The sequence below is a fragment of the Pseudoalteromonas sp. genome, from assembly GCF_041613455.1.
Taxonomy (GTDB): domain Bacteria; phylum Pseudomonadota; class Gammaproteobacteria; order Enterobacterales; family Alteromonadaceae; genus Pseudoalteromonas.
Map to the genome: position 1 here is coordinate 17,068 of NZ_JBFJHD010000010.1, position 24,109 is coordinate 41,176.

Annotated in this window: 19 protein-coding genes; 13 read left to right on the forward strand and 6 right to left on the reverse strand. The window is 44.9% G+C overall.

What is annotated here, in order from left to right; genetic code table 11:
* Positions 1-332: 332 nt before the first annotated feature.
* The 7 genes from ABYB02_RS02220 to ABYB02_RS02250 all read left to right on the forward strand — a co-directional run bounded on the left by ABYB02_RS02220 (position 333) and on the right by ABYB02_RS02250 (position 8,820).
* On the forward strand, positions 333-1,013 hold the full coding sequence (locus ABYB02_RS02220; RefSeq protein WP_372760633.1) for an HAD family hydrolase: 681 nt from the start codon (positions 333-335) through the stop codon (positions 1,011-1,013).
* Complete coding sequence (locus tag ABYB02_RS02225) at positions 1,013-1,978, forward strand: sugar-binding transcriptional regulator (protein ID WP_372760635.1); 966 nt, start codon at positions 1,013-1,015, stop codon at positions 1,976-1,978. The genes ABYB02_RS02220 and ABYB02_RS02225 overlap by 1 nt, the downstream gene beginning before the upstream one ends.
* 53 nt (positions 1,979-2,031) lie before the next feature.
* The gene (locus tag ABYB02_RS02230) at positions 2,032-3,750 is read left to right on the forward strand and encodes a cytosine permease (RefSeq protein ID WP_372760637.1); all 1,719 of its coding nucleotides are present in this window, start codon (positions 2,032-2,034) and stop codon (positions 3,748-3,750) included.
* A 48-nt stretch (positions 3,751-3,798) separates the two neighbouring features.
* A complete protein-coding gene (locus tag ABYB02_RS02235) occupies positions 3,799-5,322 on the forward strand; it encodes a mannitol dehydrogenase family protein (protein ID WP_372760639.1) in 1,524 nt (507 codons plus the stop codon).
* A 2-nt stretch (positions 5,323-5,324) separates the two neighbouring features.
* Positions 5,325-6,239, forward strand: a complete 915-nt coding sequence (locus tag ABYB02_RS02240; RefSeq protein WP_372760641.1) for a carbohydrate kinase — start codon at positions 5,325-5,327, stop codon at positions 6,237-6,239.
* Positions 6,240-6,494: 255 nt separating this feature from the next.
* On the forward strand, positions 6,495-7,967 hold the full coding sequence (locus ABYB02_RS02245; RefSeq protein ID WP_372760643.1) for a carbon starvation protein A: 1,473 nt from the start codon (positions 6,495-6,497) through the stop codon (positions 7,965-7,967).
* A 160-nt stretch (positions 7,968-8,127) separates the two neighbouring features.
* The gene (locus ABYB02_RS02250) at positions 8,128-8,820 is read left to right on the forward strand and encodes a cupin domain-containing protein (protein WP_372760645.1); all 693 of its coding nucleotides are present in this window, start codon (positions 8,128-8,130) and stop codon (positions 8,818-8,820) included.
* A 122-nt stretch (positions 8,821-8,942) separates the two neighbouring features.
* Here the strand turns inward: ABYB02_RS02250 and ABYB02_RS02255 are convergent, their stop codons facing one another.
* Positions 8,943-11,420 carry a hypothetical protein gene (locus tag ABYB02_RS02255; protein ID WP_372760647.1) on the reverse strand — a complete coding sequence of 826 codons (2,478 nt, stop codon included), beginning with the start codon at positions 11,418-11,420 and terminating at the stop codon, positions 8,943-8,945.
* Positions 11,421-11,488: 68 nt separating this feature from the next.
* On the opposite strand from ABYB02_RS02255, the gene ABYB02_RS02260 reads away from it, so the two are divergent.
* Positions 11,489-13,252, forward strand: a complete 1,764-nt coding sequence (locus ABYB02_RS02260; RefSeq protein WP_372760649.1) for an MFS transporter — start codon at positions 11,489-11,491, stop codon at positions 13,250-13,252.
* Between the two features lie 73 nt (positions 13,253-13,325).
* Here ABYB02_RS02260 and ABYB02_RS02265 read toward each other — a convergent pair whose 3' ends face one another.
* Positions 13,326-14,234: a LysR family transcriptional regulator gene (locus tag ABYB02_RS02265; RefSeq protein WP_372760651.1), complete on the reverse strand. Its 909-nt coding sequence runs from the start codon at positions 14,232-14,234 to the stop codon at positions 13,326-13,328.
* Between the two features lie 108 nt (positions 14,235-14,342).
* On the opposite strand from ABYB02_RS02265, the gene ABYB02_RS02270 reads away from it, so the two are divergent.
* Positions 14,343-15,236 carry a DMT family transporter gene (locus tag ABYB02_RS02270; protein WP_372760653.1) on the forward strand — a complete coding sequence of 298 codons (894 nt, stop codon included), beginning with the start codon at positions 14,343-14,345 and terminating at the stop codon, positions 15,234-15,236.
* Between the two features lie 109 nt (positions 15,237-15,345).
* Here the strand turns inward: ABYB02_RS02270 and ABYB02_RS02275 are convergent, their stop codons facing one another.
* Complete coding sequence (locus ABYB02_RS02275; RefSeq protein ID WP_372760655.1) at positions 15,346-15,912, reverse strand: GNAT family N-acetyltransferase; 567 nt, start codon at positions 15,910-15,912, stop codon at positions 15,346-15,348.
* A 105-nt stretch (positions 15,913-16,017) separates the two neighbouring features.
* Between ABYB02_RS02275 and ABYB02_RS02280 the strand changes: the two genes are divergently transcribed.
* On the forward strand, positions 16,018-17,355 hold the full coding sequence (locus ABYB02_RS02280) for an NAD(P)/FAD-dependent oxidoreductase (protein WP_372760657.1): 1,338 nt from the start codon (positions 16,018-16,020) through the stop codon (positions 17,353-17,355).
* 108 nt (positions 17,356-17,463) lie between these two features.
* Here the strand turns inward: ABYB02_RS02280 and ABYB02_RS02285 are convergent, their stop codons facing one another.
* Positions 17,464-18,684, reverse strand: coding sequence for a M24 family metallopeptidase (locus ABYB02_RS02285; RefSeq protein ID WP_372760659.1), 1,221 nt, complete (start codon positions 18,682-18,684; stop codon positions 17,464-17,466).
* Between the two features lie 43 nt (positions 18,685-18,727).
* Positions 18,728-19,996, reverse strand: coding sequence for an NAD(P)/FAD-dependent oxidoreductase (locus ABYB02_RS02290; RefSeq protein WP_372760661.1), 1,269 nt, complete (start codon positions 19,994-19,996; stop codon positions 18,728-18,730).
* 261 nt (positions 19,997-20,257) lie between these two features.
* Here ABYB02_RS02290 and ABYB02_RS02295 point away from each other — a divergent pair, with 261 nt between their 5' ends.
* The 3 genes from ABYB02_RS02295 to ABYB02_RS02305 are packed head-to-tail and all read left to right on the forward strand — an operon-like array spanning position 20,258 to position 22,997.
* Positions 20,258-20,482, forward strand: coding sequence for a hypothetical protein (locus ABYB02_RS02295; RefSeq protein WP_372760663.1), 225 nt, complete (start codon positions 20,258-20,260; stop codon positions 20,480-20,482).
* Positions 20,483-20,485: 3 nt separating this feature from the next.
* Positions 20,486-21,487, forward strand: a complete 1,002-nt coding sequence (locus tag ABYB02_RS02300) for a 4-hydroxyproline epimerase (protein ID WP_372760665.1) — start codon at positions 20,486-20,488, stop codon at positions 21,485-21,487.
* Between the two features lie 13 nt (positions 21,488-21,500).
* Positions 21,501-22,997, forward strand: a complete 1,497-nt coding sequence (locus ABYB02_RS02305; protein ID WP_372760667.1) for an aldehyde dehydrogenase (NADP(+)) — start codon at positions 21,501-21,503, stop codon at positions 22,995-22,997.
* A 121-nt stretch (positions 22,998-23,118) separates the two neighbouring features.
* Here ABYB02_RS02305 and ABYB02_RS02310 read toward each other — a convergent pair whose 3' ends face one another.
* Complete coding sequence (locus tag ABYB02_RS02310) at positions 23,119-24,087, reverse strand: dihydrodipicolinate synthase family protein (RefSeq protein ID WP_372760669.1); 969 nt, start codon at positions 24,085-24,087, stop codon at positions 23,119-23,121.
* Positions 24,088-24,109 lie beyond the last annotated feature (22 nt).

Genomic DNA, 24,109 nt, shown 5'->3' on the forward strand with positions numbered 1-24,109 from the left:
AATCCCTCCCGCTGCCTCAACTTATGTGTATTCGCTGCACGGTTTAAGTGCAACGCTGCTGTGCTAAACACTGTTATAACAGCTTATTAAAGCTTCAGATCTGAAGAACAAGCAAAGTCAGATTATAAATAGGCGTTTATAAAAATAATGGTTATAAATACTTATTCTATAACCAATTGAATTTAATTAATTTTGTTTTATTCGCCGCAGTTCAAACTATTTTTTGTTCACTTTTTATTGACATAATAAATTAATAAAGAGAATATGCTCACTTGTTGGGCTTATGCTCACCAACTTGGGTCAACGGGTTAACTAGTGATTAAGGGTGGCGAATGAAAGATAAAATTGAACTCGTTATATTTGACTGTGATGGTGTCGTGATCGACAGCGAAGTACTCAGTGCCCACGTGCTTATTGAGCTGCTGCATCAGCAGCAAATTGATATTGACAGTGACTATGTTCAACAGCATTTTTTAGGCTGCAGCTTTAAAACGGTAAGTGAAAAAATAACCCAGGCATTTAAACGCACTTTGCCTGATAGGTTTGAAGAAAATTACCGAGAGGCACTACTAGCAAAATTTGCCAGTTCGCTGCAACCTACCCCAGGTATCGACGCTGTACTGCAGCAATTAGCAGTAGCTAAATGCATTGCCACCAGTAGCAGCCCAGCTCGCACCGCGAAGGCATTAGACGTGGTTAATTTTAGCCGTTATTTTAGTAATAGCGTGTTTACCAGTAGTGAAGTTAAACACGGTAAACCTGCTCCCGATCTATTTTTACATGCCGCGAAACAGATGGGGGTATTACCTGAGCGTTGCTTAGTAATAGAAGACAGCACGGCAGGTATTAGCGCTGCGCTGCGTGCAGGAATGCAAGTGCTGCATTACAGCGGCGGGCAACACTTACGGCACAGTATTAACCCAGTAATAAAACACTACCCTGAGATCATTAACCTCAGCAGTTGGCAGCAGTTTTACACTGTGTTCCCAACCTTAAAACAAGTAGAACAATAATGGATAATAAATCAAATACAGAATTAAAACGGCTTGAAGATGCTGCCCGCGCAGCCTGGCTCTATTATGTTGCTAAAAACACTCAAGACGAAATCGCACAAAAGTTAGCAGTGTCTCGCCAATCGGCACAGCGTTTGGTGGCGCTTGCCGTCAGTGAAGGACTGATTAAAGTACGTTTAGATCATCCAATAACACGCTGTATGGAATTGGCCGAACAATTACAACGTACCTTTAACCTCGTTGACTGCGAAATTGTACCAAGCGATCCTGCCAACCCCAGCGCGGGGTTTGGTTTAGCGCAATCGGGCGCTAAAATTATCGAGCGCTACTTAAAGTCAGCGCAGCCAAAAACCTTGGCGTTTGGTACCGGCCGTGCGTTAAAGGCGTGTATCGATGAGCTGCCTAGTATGCAGTGCGAGCAGCATAAATTGGTGTCCTTGGTGGGCAACATGATGAACGATGGCTCAGCCTCTAAGTTTGATATAGTCGTTAGCATGGCCAACCGTGTTAACGCCACGCATTTTCCTATGCCATTGCCGGTGCTTGCACAGTCTGCGAGTGATAAGCAACTGCTGCAAAATCTTTCTCCCATTATTAATATTTATCAACAGGTTGCCAATGCAGATGCCACATTTGTGGGGATCGGCCACATCAGTGATGACACACCGCTGTGGGTGGATGGTTTTATTACTGATGCCGAGCATGAACAATTAAAAACACAAGGCGGGCTTGGGGAAATTGTCAGTTGGGTATTTGATAAAAACGGCAAGCTGCTTGATAACGCGCTTACTCAACGCGTAGTGAGTGCGCCGCTTTCGACGAATCCCGCAAAACCTGTATACGGTATTGCTGCGGGTGATAATAAAGTGGCCGCTATTTTAGCCGCTTTAAAAGGGCAACTTATAAATGCCTTAGTCACGAACGAACACACGGCAGAGCAACTTTTAGCAACGATGCATAATTAATATAACACCGCTAATAAGCCTAACTAAAGCGACCAACAAAAGTAGGAAAGATCATGGTGACAAGTCCGCATACAGATGTATTTAAAAATATAAATGAAGAGCAACTTCCCGTTGCCAGTAATAAGCTGCACGGTTGGAAGCACTTTGCAGGCTTATATGCCGGCGAGCATGTGGCGGCAACCGAGTTTGTTATTGGTGCCACGTTTGTTGCGCTTGGCGCAGCCACCATGGATATTTTATTAGGCTTATTAATTGGTAACCTATTAGCCATGTGCTCTTGGTGGTTAATTACCGCGCCTATAGCGGTTGAAACGCGGTTAAGCTTATATAACTACTTAAATAAGATTGCCGGTAACTCAATGACCAAGCTCTATAACTGGGCTAACGTGGTTATTTTTAGTGTGATATCGGCGGCCATGATCACGGTATCCTCCACCGCGGTGCGATTTTTATTTGATATTCCAGCCCAGCTTAATTGGTATCCCACGAGTGTGTCATTTGTGGCTATTGTGTTGGCGGTAGGCTCCATTGTTGTTGTTGTCGCTATGTATGGTTTTTCCACGGTTGCCGACTTTTCTAAAGTCTGTGCTCCTTGGTTGTTTGTTATTTTTATTGCTGGATCGCTGGTGTTATTCCCTGAATTGGCAAATCACGTGCTAGGGGCCACCTCGTTAACCAGTTTTGCTGATTTTATTGCTATTGGTGATGCGTCTATTTGGACCGGCAGCAATGCTGAAGGTGAGCCGGGCATAGGTTTATTAGAAGTGATCGGCTTCGCCTGGGCCGCTAACTCAATAACCCACTTTGGTTTAATCGACATGGCGATTTTTAGGTTTGCAAAACGAAAACGTTATGGTTTGTTATCTGGGGTGGGAATGTTTTTTGGTCACTATTTAGCGTGGATCTCAGCCGGTATCATGGGCGCCGGGGTGGCGGTATTACTTAAAACCACTATTTCATCACTCGACCCCGGTGATGTGGCCTATCACGCGTTAGGCTGGACTGGTTTCGTTATTGTTATAATTGCAGGTTGGACAACCGCAAATGCCAACTTATATCGTGCTGGTCTTGCCGCGCAATCAATATTTGTTGCGCAATCGCGTGAGCGTACCACCGCCATTGTTGGTGTGGTTACGGTGATTATTGCTTGTTTTCCGTTTGTATTTTCACAAATGCTGCCTTTACTAACCTACGCGGGTTTACTGGTGGTTCCGGTGGGGGGCATCGTTTTTGCTGAGCACGTATTATTTCCTAAACTTGGTTTAACGCGTTATTGGGCGAAATACAAAAATATCACTCGCAGCATACCGGCCATTGCCTCATGGGCGCTGGCACTGCTGTTTGGCTTTGGACTCAACGCCATCGATGTAATGTCGTTTTATTATTTATTCATACCTACTTGGCTGTTCACAATTGTTATATACACCTTATTGGCAAAAAAATATGGGGCCGGAGATGATTACACGCAAGCTGTGGCTAATGAAGCGCAATATCAGCGCGATATTAAAGCGTACCAAGCAATACAAGCGAAAGAGATTGCAAAACCCATTGAAGATAGCTCGGTATTTAGCAAAGTACTCAATGGCATCTCAACTATTTCTCTGCTCATTATTTTTATCTTCGCCTGCCAAGTGATGTTTTTTAGCGACACTATGTCTATTTACAGTGCCAATAAACTGCAATTTGAAATAGCCTGTTTTATTTGCACGGTTAGTTATTTTGCAACGGCTTACTGGTCGTTAAAACGCCATAAAGCACTTAACTTAGCCTAGTCGCAGATCTCTTCTGGTACATTATTTTTATTTTAGTAAGGCCGCACAATGACACAACTACAACACACTCGCCCCGTAGTAGCAGGGCTCAATCAGCATAGTTTGGTAAATTTACCTCGCTCTATCGATACGCCAAACTACGACCGTAGCCAACTAAAAGCAGGCATAGTGCACATGGGGGTGGGCGGTTTTCACCGGGCTCATCAAGCGGTGTATATTAACGAGTTATTAAAAACCCCCGGTGCTGAGCAATGGGGTATTTGTGGGGTTGGCCTGCTGGAGAGCAACCGTGGCTTGCGTGATATTTTAAAACAGCAAGATCACCTTTACACACTCACGGTTAGGCACCCGAATGGGCAAATTGATCACAAAGTGATTGGTGCTATGATCGATTTTTTATTTGCCCCCGAAAATAAACAAGCGGTGATCAATAAGCTGGCGCACAGCGACACTAAAATCGTGTCGCTAACCATCACCGAAGGGGGCTATAACCTTAACCCAGCAACGGGTGAGTTTGATTATAGCAACCCAGATATTATTCACGATATTAATAATCCGCACGACCCCATTACGGTGTTTGGTTACCTTACTGCTGCGTTAAAACTGCGTAAAGAGCAAGGCCTGAGTGCTTTTACCGTACAGTCGTGCGACAACATACAGCATAACGGTAACGTAACGCGCAACATGTTATTGGCCTTTGCCAGCGAGCAAGATAAAGCATTAAGTGCGTGGATTGCGCAGTATGTCGCATTCCCCAATGCCATGGTCGACCGTATTACACCGCTATCTACACAGCGCGATATTGACTATGTAGTTGACAACTATGGTGTTAGCGACGCGTGGCCAATTACCTGTGAAGCGTTTAGCCAGTGGGTTATAGAAGACACATTTAGTGACGGCCGACCTAATTGGAATACCGTGGGGGCGCAATTTGTCACCGATGTCACGCCTTATGAAACAATGAAGATCCGTTTACTCAATGCCGGCCATTCGGTGCTAGGATTATTAGGCGCTCTACATGGTTATGACACAATTGACGAAACGATATCCGATCCACTATTTGCCCGTTATTTACGCCGCTTTATGGATACAGAAGTCACGCCGTTACTGGCACCACTGGCGGGTATTGACCTTGAAAACTACAAAGACACTTTAATAGAGCGTTTTGCTAACCCGAATATAAAAGACAGCCTAGCGCGTATTTGCTCAGAAAGCTCTGCGAAGCTGCCTAAATTTATCATTGCTACCATTAACGAAAACTTAGCCCAAGGGCGCGATGTATCGCTTGCGGCACTGATTATTGCTGCGTGGTGTTTTTACTGTGATAAAGGGGTTAATGAGCAAGGTGTAGCACTAAAAATGATTGATGCGATGCAGGCAGAGTTACATAAACAGGCAGCCAAAACAGCCACCCAGCCGCTGGCTTTTTTAGCTATCAGCAGCTTATTTGGTGACTTAAAAGCGCAACCGGCATTTACTACGGCCTACTTAAATAATATTTCGGCGTTATACACGGCAAATAGTCAAATAAAAGCCATTATGCAGGCCGTTATTGAGCAAAAGAGTTACTAATTATGAGCCTTTTAATTAATCAACCAGCAGATAAAAACGTGACCGTCAGTTGCTTTGGCGAAGTGTTATGGGATTGTTTCGATTCAGGTAAACGCTTGGGCGGTGCGCCACTCAATATGTGTGTACGCATTAATTCATTGGGTATCAAAGCCGATATGCTAAGCGCGGTGGGTAACGATGAGTTAGGCACTGAGTTATTAACTGAAATTAGCAACAAAGGCGTAAGCTGCGACTATATTACAATTAATAATGCTAAAAAAACCAGCACGGTAGCAGTCACACTTGATAGCAGTGGCTCGGCTCGTTATGACATAGTGGCTGATACCGCTTGGGATAATATAGCCCTGAGTGATGCGCTCATTAACAAAGTGAAACGTAGCGATGTATTTGTGTTTGGCAGCCTAGTTGGTCGCAGTGACACCTCGCTTAACACCTTAAAAAAGCTGGTAGATGTGGCTAATTTTAAAGTGTTTGATGTGAATTTACGTGCGCCGCATTACACCTTAACAACGTTAGTGGATTTAATGACTAAAGCCGACTTCATTAAATTAAATGATGAAGAGCTTTACGAAATAGCCAAAACAATGGGCTGTAAATATCATTCGCTGGAGCAAAACTTAGCATTTATTGCACAGCACACCCACACCGATTACTTATGTGTGACTAAAGGTAGCCATGGAGCTTTGTTATCCATTAAAGGGGTTAACTATTATAATTCTGGGTATTTAATAAACGTCGTCGATACCGTTGGTGCTGGGGATTCGTTTTTAGGCTCGTTAATTTATCAGTTATGCAGTCAAAGTGATGCACAATTTGCCATCGATTTTGCGTGTGCCGTAGGGGCCATGGTGGCTGAAAGGGCGGGAGCGACCCCCAGTTTAACGCATCAGCAGATCACTGAGTTTATGAACCCATAACCGCAGCAGGCAATCCTCGCAGGTTTATCCGTGAGCCGGCCTTGTTACTATAAATCGATTAAAAAGTGCACTTAGCATGCTGTAGTGACTTTAAAGATGATGTAAATTATTTTCTTCGACTATAGTATTAGCTAAACGTCTTATAGCAAGTATATTAATCCTTTGTTAATGTTCGTCGATTATTCACGGATTGAAAAGGCGGGGTGGCCGGCAAGGCGCTCTATAATATAAATACAAAAAAGAGAAACGTGCTCTATGATCATCTTTTTTATCTGTTTAACTATTTTAATACTGGGTTATAAGTTTTATAGCCCCTTTGTGGAAAAACAAGCGGGTTTAGACTCAACACTTGATACACCACAAAAGCGTTTTAGTGAAGGTGTGGATTACGTAGCGATTCACCCGGTACGTGCATTTTTAATTCAATTTTTAAACATTGCAGGGGTTGGTCCTATTTTTGGCCCTATCCTTGGTGCGTTATACGGTCCTGTTGCGCTGGTGTGGATTGTACTAGGTAACGTGTTAGGCGGTGCTGTACACGACTTCTTCTCAGGCGTTATGAGCATAAAAGAAGACGGAAAAAGCCTGCCAGAAATAGCCGGACACTACTATAACATTGTGTTTAAAGGCTTTATGCTGATATTTACAGCCATGCTACTGTTTTTTGTTGGCGTGGTGTTCATTATGAGCCCCGCGGGTTTATTAAGTAACTTAGACTTTTTTGAAGGCACCATTTTAGCTAGCAATACTTTTTGGGTGTTGGCGATTTTAGCGTATTACTTTTTAGCCACGTTATTACCTATCGATAAAATTATTACTAAGTTTTACCCTGTTTTTGGTCTACTAATGATAGTAATGACCGTTGCAATTGCTGTGTCGTTATTAATCAATGCACCGCACTTACCGGTTGCGGGTGACTTTTTAGCGTATTTTGAAGCAGATCATGCCCATGACTTTTTAGCGCCAAACCCCGATGGCTTACCAACTTGGCCGCTGCTGTTTATTACTATTACCTGTGGTGCTATTAGTGGTTTCCACTCAACACAAGCGCCAATTATTGCCCGTTGTTTAACTAACGAAAAGTATGTACGCCCAGTGTATTATGGCGCGATGATGTGTGAAGGTATTGTAGGTTGTGTATGGGCCCTTGCCGGTATTGCCGCGTTCCCTGAAGGCTATGCAGGCTTAAAAGCGATGCTTGATTTAGGTGGCCCAGGGCTAGTGGTTAACCATATTGCGAATAGCTACCTAGGTGTATTTGGTGGTGTGATGGCAATTATTGCCGTGGCTGTATTTCCAATTACCTCGGGTGATACCGCGTTCCGCTCACTGCGTTTAACTGTGGTTGATGCGTTTAGTATTCCACAAAGTGTGCGTAACCGTTTACTAGTAGCACTGCCTATTTTAGTGATTGCTTACTTTATGACTAAACTCGACTTCTCAGTTATTTGGCGCTATTTTGCCTTTTCAAATATGCTGCTTTCAACTAGCGTATTATGGCTTGCCACTAAGTACTTGTTTGACCGAGGTGCATTCCATTGGATCACCAGCGTGCCCGCCGTAATAGCGACAGCCGTAACGCTTTCGTACATTATGACTGCGGCCATTGGTCTTAACTTATCAAGCGATATGGGCAAGCCAATTGGTGTTGTCGTCGCTGTGGTTGGTTTAATTAGCTTGACGATTGTACATGCTAAACACAAAGACAAAGTAAAAGTCACTCAGTAAACTAACGTCAGTGTTGATAAAAACGAGCAGCTATTTCTGCTCGTTTTTTTATGCCAAATATAACAGACCCTAGTCACAGCTAAGTCGCACAAGTTAATTTATTGCCACGGGTATAGCTGTTATTATTTGCAACTTGCTTTAACCAAGTTAGGTAACACAGATGAAAATAGCCGCTGACTTTAATAAGCGTGTTGTCGTACATAGCGAATCACTTGAATGGCTGGCATCCCCGATGGCAGGGGTTGATAGACGCCCTTTAGATCGGGTGGGGGGCGAAGTCGCGCGCGCAACCAGTATTGTGCGTTATGCACCCGGCAGTGAATTTTCGCCGCATATACATCATGGGGGTGAGGAGTTTTTAGTGCTTGAGGGCGTGTTTCAAGATGAGCACGGCGATTACCCAGTAGGCAGTTATATTCGTAACCCTCCGCAGTCACAGCATAAACCCGGATCGGCAAATGGCTGTGTAATATTTGTAAAGTTGTGGCAGTTTCAACCAGCAGATCGGCAACATGTGTGTATGCAAACACAGCATCTGCAAGGGCTGAGAAATCCCGCATTTAATAATTTAACGGTGATCCCTTTATATAAGGATAGCTTTGAAGAAGTGAGTATTATCGAGTTTGCTGCCAATGAATCGCTATCACTTCAGGTTGCGGGTGGCGCCGAGTTGCTGGTTTTGGATGGCACTTTACAAGAGCATAACGACACACTTGAAAAACACAGCTGGCTTAGAGTGCCAGTTAATAGTGAAATAAACGCCACCGCGGGCAGCGATGGCGCAACAGTATGGATAAAAACCGGTTATTTAAGTGATGTTGAACAGCAAATTGCACGACTAAAAAACGCCTAGGTTAGCTGCGCAGTGCCCCGCACTTTTTGGCAGGCGCCACTCAATCGCTGGAGCTACACGTTAATGCCTAAAGGTTGAAGCATTAACGTGTTTGCTTTGGCTGCTCTATTGCTGCACAGAGATTATAAAGTAAGCTGCTTTAATAATCGTATTTCCTCACCATCAACATCTAAATGCGCGGTGATAGTAAATAATTGCTGCTGCGCGCTAACAGGGACACTAAAGTGATAACTTTGCTGCTGATAAGGCGCTAGTGTCACCATATGTTGTTGTGGTATTACCGTCATTGGCTGCGAAAACGGTAGCGCGGTTAAGGTAATCGTGCCCTGTGTGGCACCCGAGTAGGGGCCTGATAATGTCGCGGTAAGTTGTAAGCTATTCGCTGAAGTAAGCTGCTGCGCAACCTTCAGTTGTACTCCGTCAAACGCGTTCGTAGCTGCCTGAATGCGTTGCTGATGAACGAGATCTTGCCAATTAAATTGCTGTTCGATAACGATAGAGTGAGCATCTGGGTGCTGCGGCAAACTAATATTAGCGATCCCCGGGGTTATTTGTTGCGCAACGATGTCACGGCTTAAGGTTTGTCCACTCGCGTCTAATAAACTCACCGTTGCAGTCAGCTTTAAAGCATCATCAGAGGGATTCACTACCCGTAAAAAGGCAGCATCCTGATGATAATAAACCTGACTATTAATTCCCGCCAGTTGCTGTATTGCCTCACTGCCTAGGTTATTTTTATACTGCAACAGCAGGTTGTGCAGCGAATGACTGAGCGCGGCATGCTGGGCGGTATTATCTAATTGCGTCATTAAAGAAGCTAACTCCGATGTACAATTAGGCAGTTGTTTAGCGGCTAATTGGCAAGCCTGAAATAAGCGAGTGAGTTTAGCGTAGTCGTTAAAGAGCCACGGATTAGTTATTTGCCCTGAGGGAGTGGCAGTCGTTTTGCCGGTTGCAAAGTACGGCGTTATTTTATGATTGTTATTTTTCGCTAATAAGCTAATTTTACGCGTATTAAATTGCGCTAACAGCTGACTGTTAAGCGTAATAGTAAATGTTTGCGCTATGACCTTTTCCCCCTCATCAGCGGTTAATGTTACTAATAATTCAGTATCAGTAATATTCACTGTGATGGCTAATTGCAGCCGTTCGCTAATAGCCTGTTGCAGCGCAGGGGTGAGGGCGAGTTGTTGCTCAGTAACCTCGGTGATGTTAGCGGCGCTGATCACTAAGCGCTGCGCATCGACAATTAACAGTTTCAGCAATTGATCGTCTTCTGGGGTTTCTTGGCTGGTAAAGGTGCGGCGATACTGTTGATTAGCGGCACTGAGCGAGCCTTGCAATGCCATGCCAATTTCACCCCGTGCTAGTTGTGATGCAGCAAATTCAATCAGTACGGCCACTTGGTTATTATCGTTTAGCGTGATCAATGCGCTAGGCGCGGGCGCCGTAAAGTCCATCACAGGGTGGGGCACTGTGTTTGCATCGGCAGGATTAATATCTAAACGAGCCAGTTGTGTGGCCTTGCTATTACGGATCCAATAGGCATTACCATCTTGCTCCCATGGCCCCGAGACAATATGAAAGCTCGGCTTAATACTCGTGACAAACTCTTCAAACCCCGCTTCTACAGCAGCCCAGTCAGCAAAGGTCTTTTTTAGTAGAGTATTGGCGGTGGTTAATGTGGCTTCGCTGTGTGGATTAGCTAAGCGCAATTGGCTTAAAAAATGACTAAAGTACTGCGCGCGTTGTGGCGAGCTTAAAAAATAGTGAATGATAAAAAAGTTAAGCCCGCGCTTAAGCGCAGTATCATCGTTAATTTGTTCAATGCTGGGTTTATTGGCGCTGTAATACTGTTTTAAACCGGTTTCAATATAGTTCATCGGCGCACGGTCAAACACCATGACGTTTAGCTGTTTTTTATCGGCATCATAAACATGGTGCGCCACAGAGTCTGCAAGTCCTTCGGTGATCCAACTTGGCGCCCAGGTAGAGTGGCCATTTAATGCCATATGAAAGGCGTGCATGGTTTCGTGGATCACAATATAGCGTTGATGATGTTGGCGGTGGCTGGGAAAATTATAGCCAGCACGATTATAAAACATGGTTTCGCCGCCTGCGGTTGCATGTACACCACGTAAAAAACCATCATCCAGCATGGCTTCACGTACTCTTTCGCGACTACTGCCATACACCACTGCAATACGTTGACGCTCAATATTAGGCGGTTGCATACCAAATAACGCCACATAGTGTGGGTAGGCCATTTCTAATAGTTCTAGGTACAGTGTTACTTTATGCGCGGGTAAATCACTTTTTAAAGCAAAGTGTTTACTCACCCACCAATTATAACCACGACTGTTGCCAATTTTCCCAGCGCTATAGGTATAAGGAATTGTTTTGCCTAAATAAGCAATGTCAATATGGCGTAATGTGCTGGTGTATCCCTGCACTGAGATATCAGCACGCATATGCTTTGGAGACGGCGCAACAGCGTCAGTGGTGGTATTGCGATGCTCGCTATCGTTGCCGTTAGGGGGCTGCTGATGCTGACAAGCCACTAACAATAGTAGCGCTAAAGTAAGAATTAAGTTTTTCATATTTAGAGTTGTTTTTTATGCATATTGTATGCAATATAAAATACTGTGTTTAACTGTGAATGTAAACGATGAACAATAATAAATTACTCCCTACAGCACTCCAGCCCGGGTATAGCCCACAAAGTAGCCAACGTGGCTTTGGTTTGGCATTTTACATTGCCAATATTATGGAAATTTTTGAACGCCTTGCATGGTATGGTTTTTTTGCGGTGTCTTCGGTGTATATGACCACCCCCATTGAGCAGGGGGGAGTGGGTTTTACTGAACCACAGCGCGGCGCGGTACAGGGTATTATTCCCTTCTTTTTATATTTATTACCTGTGCTTACCGGCGCTTTAGCCGACCGCTATGGCTATAAAAAAATGTTTGCTGTGTCGTTTATATTAATGGCGCCCAGTTATTACTTTTTGGGCCAAGTGACGCAGTTTAGCGCATTTTTTATGATTTTATTAATGGTGGCATTCGGTGCTTCTTGTTTTAAACCTGTGGTGGTGGGTACTATTAGTCGTAGTACCAACGACAGTAACCGAGGGTTAGGATTTGGTATTTTCTATACTATGGTGAACTTAGGCGGGTTTATCGGGCCTTTAGTGGCGGGGTATTTGCGCGCCATTAGTTGGGATGCGGTATTTATTATGTCCTCGGTTTGGATTTTGCTCAACTTTATTCCGCTGCTGTTATACCGTCAACAAAGCGCTACCACACAAGCAACCACTAGCTTAAAACAGGTGTTACAACACGCACAGCATGTGTTAGGCAACAGCCGCTTTGCGCTGTTGTTATTTACCAGTGTGATGCTCTTAATGACCGCGGGAGTGAGTTGGTTGAGCTATACGCAGGCCTTTTCGCTCATTGCACTGTGGCTGGTCGCGAATTGGTTGTGGGATAGCCAGCTAAAACAGCGTGCCGATACCCGCTGGTATTTACAACCCGTGCGTGTCAGTAACCGTAACTTTGCCATATATTTAGCTATTTTGACCGGTTTTTGGACTGTGTATAATCAGCTATTTTATACCTTACCGTTATTTATTCGCGATTATATAGATACTCAAGATTTGGTGACGTTGCTGGCGTATTTTGGTCAATCAGCGGTGGATTTTTTTGCCTATGTCGATCACAGTGCCTTAACTGACAAACTGCTTCAGCTTGCTGAGCGTTATCGGGCTGCAGCACCATTAAGTGGGATCGATTTAGAAGTGATACGGTTAGAGCTGGTGCATCTAAAAGTGAATGTGCCGGTAGCGCAAATCGCAATGTTTACCAATGAATTAGCGCATTCTCCACTGACTGCTGAGCAAGCGCAACAGCTAAGCGAGCGTTGGCTTGTGTATCGACAAGTAAACCCTGAATACCTGATCAATTTAGATTTTGCCGCCATTGTATTATTACAAATTATTGTTAGTTTAAAGTGCCAACGTTTTAAAGTCATATCGGTGCTGATCAGCGGCCTGATTGTGACTGCAGCGGCATTTTTAGTGTTGTTGTTAATGAGTGCGGGGCTATTAATGACGCAACTTGGTGGCTTAGTGATTATCACCGTTATTTTATTGATTGCGTTTGGTGAGATGCTTACCTCACCGAAAAGCCAAGAGTATGTAGCCAGTATTGCCCCTAAAGACAGCGCCGCGATGTTTATGGGCTATTACTTTGTCTCGATGGCGTTGGGCTTTTTGTTTGCTGGGTTTTTATCGGGATGGAGCTATGGTTATTTAGTAAAAACGTTACAGCGCCCCGAGTTAATGTGGTTATTATTTGCCGCTATTGCGCTGCTTACCGGCGTTGGCTTTTATTTATTAGCAAAATATAATAATGCCAATAAAAGCAGCGCCTAAGTCGTTGCTGTTGTAACTATCGGCACACGCTGCGCAGTACGGCCTACTAGTCGCGGCTAAAAACCATAACGGGCTAGCTGGTTATGGTTTTTACATCGGCCCACTGCGCTTTGAGCCAGCGACTCAGCGTGATGATATCGTGTTGTTTGGCTCGCGATTTTTTATACACAAAATAAAATTTACAGCCGGTTTCAACCCCATGCAATGGCAACTTAACTAAGTGGTTATCGTGCTGTGAGGCAATAAAAAACGCATCAATTAGGGTAATACCTAAATTGTAACGTGCTGCTTCTGCAGCCAATATCACATGACTAAAGTGATTAATCCGCACATTTTTAGGTAATTCAAAGCCTCCGCTACTACACCACTGCCGCCAATCATCGGCAGTACGTTGCGCTGACTCATCATATTGCACCGATAGTAACGGGTATTTGAACAGCTCACTTGGCAAGGGCTGGTTTTTTAACTGTTGCCACAGCCCTTTACCACAGGCGGGATATAGCTTTTCTGCAAATAAAAACACACTTTCAAATTCGCCCTTCGGTGGCGTGGTGGTAATAAAGCAGTCGGCCACGCGGTCGCTAAAGTCAGTGTCATCAACAATCATGTTTAGCGTTAAATCAATATCTGGCGAGGCATGCTTAAAGCTTTCTAAGCGGGGAATTAACCATTTTACTGCCAGCGAACTATACAACGCCAACCGCAGGTGACCCGGCTCGCCGTAACGCATTTTTTGTGTCGCAGACGCCAAACTGGTTAATGACTGACTAACTTCTTGATAGTAACGAGTGCCCGCATCGGTTAACGAAAAGGTGCGGCCATTGCGGTTAAATAACGGCTCGTTTAAATACTGCTCCAGCAGTTTAACTTGGTGGCTTACGGCACTTTGCGTCACATTAAGCTGCTGCGCTGCTTTAGAAAAGCTATTTAACCGCGCCACCTCTGCAAAACATTGTACCGCGCGTAACGGGGGTAATTTCATTATTAGTTAAGTTCATACTAAAAATATTTATATCATTATACATAATTAAATGAATTGCTCTATGCTGGCGTTTTAGTTGGCTGTAGCTACGAGGAGTGGTTAGTTGTTATGCAAAAAATTTCTTTAGGGTTAGGCATGACCCTGTTAGTGGTGGGCAATATAATTGCGGTATTTTCTGATGCTATTATCAAAACGTTACCCGCCGATAGCCCTACATTTCAGTTTGTGTTTATGCGCCAGCTCACCGCGGTGCTGATTTTAATCCCATTTTGTATAAGCCGTGGTAAAACACAGTTATTTGTAGGGTTAAAGTGGCATGCCGTGCGGGCGCATGTGTGGTTATTTGGTATTGTATTTATGGTGTTTGCGCTACAGGCTTTACCGCTGGCAACGGCAAACGCTATTTTTTACGCCGCCCCGTTACTGATGTTGCCGTTAGCAGTGATGATCTTTGGTGAAAAGCTGAGCGTGCCCAGTGTAGCCGTGGCGGTAATTGGCTTTATTGGCGTGCTTATTGTGATCCAACCTAGCGATATTAATTGGGCTGCCATATTTGCATTTGTGGTGGCAATCACCTTGGCAATAAACAATGTATTAATTCGAAAATTACCCACGCATCATACTATCTTGCAAACCTTGTTACTCACAAACTTGGTGGGTATGCCCATGGGGTTAGCACTGGCACTGTGGGAAAACGCGCCTTGGCATTGGGCTGCGTTAGTTACCGCATTGGCGTCTACCGTGTTTATTTTAATTTATGCGGGTATTTGCGTCTATGTGTATACGCGCGTTGCTGCCAACCAAGTGGCCAGTGCTGAATACAGTGGCTTAGTGGCAGCGGTGGCGCTGGGTATGTTGTGGTTTAACGAGGTGCCTACGCTGAGCTTGATTGTAGGGGCGTCGTTAATTATATTGCCCTTAGTGTGGTTGGCAAAGCTACAAAAAAATAACCAACGTTTAGCTAAGCGCCAGTTTGCTGAGGCCAAATCAATAGAGCCATAGTGGCAATTGAGTTGTTAACAGCATGACGACGTAATGCGTGCTAGTTATGCTGTTAACGAAGGAGACTCAGCATAACGCGTTTAATGATACAAAGTACTACAGCGCCTCATTAATCAAAGGTTAGTAACATTTCGGCGGCTTCGCAATGACACTCGGTTGCACAGACGGTGCATTGATAGCCAGCTAAGCTTAGGCTATACCAACGGTCGGGGTGAGTTTTGATTAACACGCCACCACACTTGGTAAAGTATTTTACCGCACTATTACCTGGGCTTTGTTTCCATAAATGGCTGACACCTGCTAATGCCCCCTGTTGCTTCACCGCTACAATAGAGCGCTGTAGTAATTCACTGCCGATGCCTTGGCCACGGTAGTCAGCATCAACGGTATTGCATTTAAAATAACAAACCTGCTCGCGGGGCAATAACCAACGCTCGGGGGTACACCAAGCGTCAATATGCCATTGTTCAGCGGCGTAGGTAATGCGAAAGCCAACTAACTTATCGCCATGATAAACCACAAAGCTGGCATTAATATTACTTTTTAAGCCTTTTTCATACCATGCTTGCATACTGCTGCTATCTAAATAGCCGTCGCCATGCACTTCATTCGCTAAGCGAATAACGGCGTTAAAGTCTGCTGGGGTGAGGTTTTGGTAGTTAAGATTTAGCTTCATAGGGTTAGCTTATTTTATAAAGTACTGTACTGTGTTACTGAGTATAAGTTACTTTAGCACTACAAGTTATTAACTTTATAGTATTTTTTACAACGGTAGAACAGAATGTACGATCCTTTACATGATTTAACCCCAGGTTGTAACGAACCGTATCCAGCTAGTTATTGGGCCGATGTGTCTGGGCCTGCGCCTGCGCATGATGGTGCCATTAATGCAGATTTAACCGCGGATGTGGTGATTATTGGCGCAGGCTATACCGGCTTATCGTGTGCATTGCATTTAGCACGTGAGCACGGCATTAAAGCCCATGTGCTAGAAGCGAATCAAACCGCTTGGGGCTGCAGTGGCCGCAATGCGGGCTTTATTTTACCTTCTTCTGGGCGTAAACCTTTTAGTCAAATGGCAGCCCAGTGGGGCGATGAGGTGATGCGCGGTATTCACCAAGAAATGCTGGCAGGGGTGGATACGGTGAATGCGTTGATCAATGAAGGCATAGAGTGCGATCAACAAGCAAAAGGGTATTTAAAAGTTGCTCATAAGCCGAGCAAAATGAACGCCTTAATTGAACAGGCCAAGTTGCAACAAAGCCGCTTTGGCGATCAAATCGAGGTATTGTCTCAGCAGCAGTTACGCTCGCAATATATGGACGATCAGAATGCTTATGGGGCTATTCGCTACCGACAAGGTTTTGGTTTAAATCCTTTAAAACTCGCGTGGGGCTATCAAAATTTAGCGCGTCAAGCCGGAGCAAAGGTGCACTGTGGCTCGGCGGTAGTTGATTGGCATAGCGACGGTAAACAACAAGTATTGCACACCGCGCAAGGGATCGTCAGCGCCAAAAAGGTGGTGATTGCTACCAACGGCTATACGCCAAAGGGGTTTCATGGTTTGATCAACGGCCGTACTTTACCGGTGTTATCACAAATTATCGTCACCGAGCCACTTAGTGACGCGCAGCTGGCAGCATGCAACTTGTTAACGTCTAATGTGGTGATGGACACTCGCGCCCTGAAGTATTATTACCGCAAGCTGCCAGATAATCGACTCTTATTTGGTGGGCGTGGAGCAATTTCTGGCAAAAGCGCCGCGGATCCTTATTATGCCCAGCGATTACTGGCTGTGCTCAAAACCAGCTTTCCGGCCTTAGCGAGCATTAATTATAGTTATGCGTGGTCGGGCTGGGTGTGCATGGCGCTTGATGATCTACCGCATATATATCAAAACCAGCAGCAGTCGGTGTTTTACAGTATGGGCTATTGCGGCAGTGGCGTGTCATTTTCAGTGCAGGCGGGTAAACGCTTAGCTGAAAAAGTCGCAGGCCGTTCAGTACCCAATTTACCTTTGTATAATAAAGCCTTGCCTAAATTCCCGCTGGCGCCCTTACGTCGTGTTGGGCAGTGGGGGTATTTTCATTACGGAAAAATAAAAGATCAATGGTTTTAGCGTGTTGCGTAGGGGCTAGGTAATTAAGAGAATGAGTAGATTGCAGCGCTAAGCAGCCTGTCAGCATGACCATGCAGTCATGCTGACAGGCAGTGTTAGCTAGCGGTGTTACTCAGTTAAACCAAATGGGTTGTCAATACTGTGGCTTGGCTCGGTAAACCATTTTGGACCGTTTTCGGTCATATAGAAATGATCTTCTAAGCGCACGCCAAACTCATCGGGAATAACCAGCATCGGCTCGTTACTAAAACACATGCCTGCTGCCAGTGGGGTTTTATTACCCCCCACTAAATATGGCCATTCGTGAATATCTAACCCAATGCCGTGACCGGTACGGTGCGGACAACCTGGTGTTTGGTACTCAGGGCCTAATCCTTGTGCGGCTAAATAGTTGCGTGCGGCAGCATCAACGGCTTCACAAGGGGCACCAATTTTGGCTGCAGCAAACGCCGCTAATTGTGCGTCTTTTTCATTTTGCCAAAATTGACGTTGGCGCTCGTTTGCTTCACCAAACACGTAAGTACGGGTAATATCCGACAGGTAATCATGGACTTTACAGCCAGTATCAATCAGTACCATGTCGCCTTTTTTCAGGATTTGTGGATCTTTCACCCCATGTGGAAATGACGTTGCCACGCCAAATAACACGATACAAAAATAGTTGCCCGGCGCGCCTACTTTTTGGTGAGCAAGTTTAATAAACTCTTCAACTTCAACCGTGCTAATGCCCTCGTGAAGCATGCTGGCGGTTGCTTGATGAACCGCCAGCGTCATATCCATAGCACGTTGCATCAGCGCCAGTTCATTGGCCGATTTATGCATGCGACAATGCGCGGTTACCGGTTGCGCATTAACTAAGGTTAAACCGCTTTGTGCTTTACTAATGCCATCAAAAATAAAAAATTGCGCGCTTTCATCGATCCCTACGGTGCCATTAGCGGCAATGCCCATTTCGGCTAGCACATCAACAAATAATTGGTATGGGTTTTCATGCTCTTGCCAGCCACGAATAGGTCCATCAATCACTTTGAAGCCATTCAGTGAGCCAATTTCAAAGTATGGGGCAATGTATTGCACAGCGCCCTGCGCGGGTAAAATAGCGCCTACCATACGCTCACTGGCATACCAGCGCATGCCAGTAAAATAAGCCAAGTTAGTGCCAGCATTTAAATAAATAGCATCAATGCCATGGGTTTGCATATAGGCTTGCGCTTTGGCAATGCGCGCTAAATGTTCATCGGCCTGAATAGGGGTTAAATCGCGAGTCATATTACTTAAACTTGCGAGGGCTTGCTCTTTGGTTTGGGTGCCAATACCAACTGTGGTCATGATGTTCTCCTCTTTTGTGCGGCTATTGTGCTTGCTGCATTGCTTAACTGCAAGTGGCTTGCGCCGAAAAACGGCTGATAGAATAGGGCTGTAAATTAATAGCTGGGGTCTGCTTTAAACATAATGCGGCAATCAACTCAGCAGTGATAGCCCCTTGAGTGAGCCCTAAATGCTGATGCCCAAACGCAAAGTAGAGGTTAGGGTGCAAAGGGGCTTCACCAATTACAGGAAGCGAGTCAGGTAATGAAGGGCGACAACCCATCCACGTGCTGCTGAGTGTTGAGCTAGCTGCGCCTTGGCTCAGCAGTGCGTTCGCATGGGGGATTAAAGCCAACGCGCGTTTGTTGTTCATTGGTTTATCAACCCCAGCAAATTCAACGCTGCCGGCGATTCTTAATCCTTGGCTCATCGGTGTCATAATAAAGCTGCGCTCTGCAGAAGCCACCGGCCGTGATAAGCCATGCTTAATATCTAACATGCAATGATAACCTCGCTCGGTATCAAGGGGTACATCATACCCTAACGGCGTGATTAAGCGGTCGCTCCATGCCCCTGCAGCAACCACTACTTTATCGGCGACGTAATGCTGTGCGCCGCAAAGGATATGATAGCCCTGCTGCTGCGGCTTAATTGCGCTCACCTGCTGCTGACAAAATTGCCCGCCTAATACACTAAATTGTTCGGCTAAATTAATGCAGAGCCAATGTGGGTCTACGCTATGCGCCACCTCAGAAAATAATAACGCATAGTTAACCGCTTTACTTAAACTCGGTTCTAATTGCTGTATTTGCGCTTGATTGAGTAAGCGCACCTTAACCCCAGCGCTTTGGTAGCGCGCCAACACTTGCTTAATATTGACTAATGAAGTGGTTTCAAAGGTAAGCAAGCTGCCTTTTTTAGTGATCAAATGGCTGAGATTATAATCGCTGACAAGGCGTTCGTAGGCTTCAATTGCCTGTGTGTTGAGTGCTTGTAAAGCGCGCGTGTGCGCCTGATATTTTGCGGTGCGCATATTTTTAACAAATTGCCAAAACCAAGGGCTGGCCTTGAGCGCATAGCGCCAGTCAATTCGCAGCGGCCCTAGTGGATTAAAGAGCATAGCGGGTAACGATTTTAATAACGCCCGCTCTGCTAACGGAAACACTTGCTCAGTGGCAAAGTGCCCGGCATTTCCCTTGGAGCAGCCTTGCGCTAAGCCGTGTTGATCAAATAATGTCACCGCAAAGCCAGCGCGTTGTAATTGCAAAGCACTGCAAATACCAATAATACCCGCACCTATAACTGCGACCTGTTGGGGGTTGTTGTTAAGCAAGTTAATTTACCTTCTATGCAAAACGGGATCATTAGTAAACCTGCGTTTGTTAACAATCACGGTGTAACGGTTAAAACGAGTCAAGATAAAAAGAGCGCGCTATTTATTTTTAATTAATTTAATTTCAATTAGTTATAACTCTAATTAAGCATTTTAAAGCACGCTATGTCCTTTTTTTCAATAAATTCGCATTAGAACATTGCTTATTGTATACAATATATTTATTGTATCAAGAGTAATCATCAATAAGGAAAAATAATAATGAAAGTAAATGGGCAAGGCGTTTCCCCCGCAGTAGCTACGCAACTTAATGCAGACAACGCCATTAACTTTGCAGCCACCGCGAAAATGATTGCTGAACTTAATAACCAAGACGTTCCCAGCATTATTGCACCAGGGACGCCAGACGATAACGCAACTATTATCTCGCTTTATACAAAATCGATGGCAAGCCGTATTGCCTTAACAAAATTTAAATGGGACTAAGTTATGCAAAAAGGGACCTTTTTTTGTATTGACGGCCATACCTGTGGCAATCCTGTAAGGCTGATAACCAGTGGTCACCCACAGTTAAACGGGCTAAGCATGAGTGATAAACGCCAAGACTTTTTACAAAATCACGATTGGATCCGTCAAGCGCTGATGTTTGAGCCTCGTGGTCACGATATGATGTCGGGCGGATTTTTATATCCACCCACCACAGCAGATGGTGATGCTGCTATTTTATTTGTTGAAACATCAGGGTGCTTACCTATGTGTGGTCACGGCACCATGGGCATTGTTACGTTTGCTTTAGAGCACGGTTTACTACATGCAAAAGTGCCGGGTACTTTGTTGTTAGACACCCCAGCAGGGCGTATTCAGATCAACTATGAAATGAGTAATGGCAAAGTCCAGTGGGTAAAAATTTATAATGTTCCTGCATATTTAGCACATGAGTCGGTCGTGATTTCAGTGCCGGAGTTAGGCGAGCTTAAAGTAGATATTGCCTATGGTGGCAACTTCTACATTATTGTTGAACCTCAGGGTAATTATAAAGGCATTGAACATTTAACGGCTGGGCAAATTTTACAGTACAGCCCGTTGGTACGTAATGCCATAAACGCAAAAATGAAATGTGTTCACCCGCTTGACTCAACCGTTCAAGGTGCAAGCCATGTGTTATGGACAGGGACACCAAAAAATGCCAACTCAGACGCCGCAAACGCTGTTTTTTATGGTGATAAAGCTATTGATCGTTCGCCATGTGGAACAGGTACCAGTGCGCGTATGGCACAACTATTTTCAAAAGGTAAATTGGCCCAAGGGCAAAGTTTTGTTCACGAAAGTTATATCGGTAGCCAGTTTATTGGTTGCATTGAACAAGTAACAGAAATCGCAGGCATAACGGCCATTCTGCCCAGTATTCAAGGCTGGTCTAGGGTAACAGGCAGCAGCGCCATTACAGTAGATGACGATGACCCATATGCATTTGGGTTTCAAGTAATTTAATCAGGAGCAACACATGACATTAACAGGACAAAGCTTAGTAGCAGGACAATGGCTGGGTGATTCAGAAAATGGCGAATTTAACGCATTCTCCCCAGCACGCAACGAACCACTAGCAACGCGCTTTTTTAATCTCAGTGCCACTGAATTAGACGGCGCAATAGCGGCCGCACAAGCGGCATTTTTTGAGTATCGTAAAACCAGCTTTGCACAACGTGCTGATTTTTTAACGTGCATTGCTGAGCACATATTAGTGCTTGGGGATGAGTTACTTGAGCAAACACATCAAGAAACCAACCTACCGCTTGCACGGTTACAAGGCGAGCGCATGCGCACTGTCAATCAACTTAAAGCATTCGCCAATGCATTACGCGAAAACCCAGCATCACCGCTGGGTTTAAAAATAGTGGACGAGGCCGATGCTGCAAGGGCCCCATTAGCAAAACCACACACAGAGCTTAACTACTTACCGCTTGGACCCGTGGCTGTATTTGGCGCATCTAATTTTCCATACGCCTTTTCAACACTCGGTGGTGATACGGCTGCAGCACTCGCTGCGGGTTGCCCGGTGATTGTAAAAAATCATCCAGCCCATCCGGGTACCGGTGAGTTAATGGCACGAGCGGCGCTTGCTGCTATTAAAGAATGTGCGATGCCTTTAGGGGTCTTTGCAATGCTACAAAGTGCAGAGCATGCGCTTTCGCATCAATTGGTCAGCGCCCCGGCAATAAAAGCCGTGGGTTTTACCGGCTCATTTAATGTGGCAAGCAAGCTGCAAGCAACGATTGCGCAGCGTGAAGAGCCGATTCCATTTTATGGTGAGCTTGGCAGTATTAACCCACAAGTTATTTTACCTAACAAAGCGATTGAACATAGCAAAGAGATAGCTCAGTCACTTTGTCAGTCAATGCTTATGGGGAACGGCCAATTTTGCACCAGCCCAGGGCTATGGTTAGTGCCAACGGGGTGTGACGAGCTTGAAGCACACATTACTGCGTGCATTAATGATGCGCCATCAGACACGTTACTCACGCCAGAGATTGTTAAAACCTTTAAACAGCAAATAGCCGAGCGTAAACAGCTTGAACAGCTCAGTTTGTTAGCTGAGGGCAAGCTGGAACATGCGTTTCATGCTAATGCGCATGTATTCGCATGCAATACTGAGGACTTTTTAGCAACCGCTACTTTGCAAGAAGAAGTATTTGGCCCTGCGGCGTTAGTGGTGCGCTACGACAGTGAACACCAGCTCATGACATTGATAAATCAATTACAAGGGCAGCTAACCGCCAGTATTCATGGCACTGAAGCTGATTTAAATAAAGCCGATAACCTTATCGAAGCACTGCAGTATAAAGTAGGGCGTTTGATAAAAAACCAGCTGCCAACAGGCGTTGAAGTGTGTGCCTCAATGAACCACGGCGGGCCGTTCCCAAGTTCAACGGATGTGCGCAGTACTTCTGTGGGCACAAATGCAATGTTGCGATTTATGCGACCCATTTGTTATCAAGCATAAGATTAAAGGTGATACGCTAAACTCGGTATTGTTAATGTAGATGATTAACGCCACAGCTTGAGGTATGAAACGAACACGTTCGCTTCATACCTCAAATTATATGCTTTTAGCATGTTTGTAATCAGTCTATTAAACCCAAAATTTCGAGCCTTTGTTTTGCTAAAGTATATCGGGTGTGAACATCGTCAACTTGCTGTGGGGTTAATGCTTTACCTAAGGTACGAAGCCCGCCAGTTGCATCATTATGATGAATTCCAAAAGCAAATTTAAGGTATTCCATGAGTAGCGGCTGTGCATCAAGGTATGAAATTGAGTTCATAGCCTGAGAAATTTTGTTTGCCTCGGCCCATTCACCGTTATTTATGTGCTCCTGCATAGTGAGACTCGCTTTTGGAAAAATACAACCAACACCTGTAATTCCACCGCATGCGCCAGCAAGCCCAGCATAAACAGTGACAGTGTCAACACCCGCCAATATTTTTAACTCTTTGTTCTCTAACATCATTGTTTCAATTATTGACACATCGATTGTTGATATTTTAAGTGCAGTCACTTCAGGTAGCGCTGCAAGTCGTGTAAGTAGTTGCGTTGAAAGCGCATGATAGCCCGCTGCGTCAGGGTTGTTATACGGCATTATTGTAATACCGGCCTCTTTGGCTGCTGATGCAGCAAGTGCGTAATAGGCATACATTTCTTCATCAGAAGGCGCTTCTTGGGTTTTTGGTGGCATTACCATGACGGTATCTACACCCACTGTCGCCAGCTCTGTTACTATTTTGGCAAGCTCTTCTTTGGTTTCTGCTGCTGCTCCACTGATCAATGGAACATTGTATTCTTTGGCAACACGAGAAAGCGCGCTGAGTAAAGAAAGGCGCTGCTGAGTGCTGAGGTAGCTGTTTTCACCCAGTGTACCAGAGCCGACTAGCCCTCCCATTCTGGTGCCCCCCTTGCCTTGAACTTTTAAAATTTTTGCCGCGTATTTTTGTGTTGCCGCAAGATCAATTTCAAGATCGCCAGATGCTGATTCTTTTAACCATGTAAATACAGCCGGCATCACTGTATAGCGCCAATCTTTACTGTTTGTTTGCATTATTATTCCTCTTATAAACAAG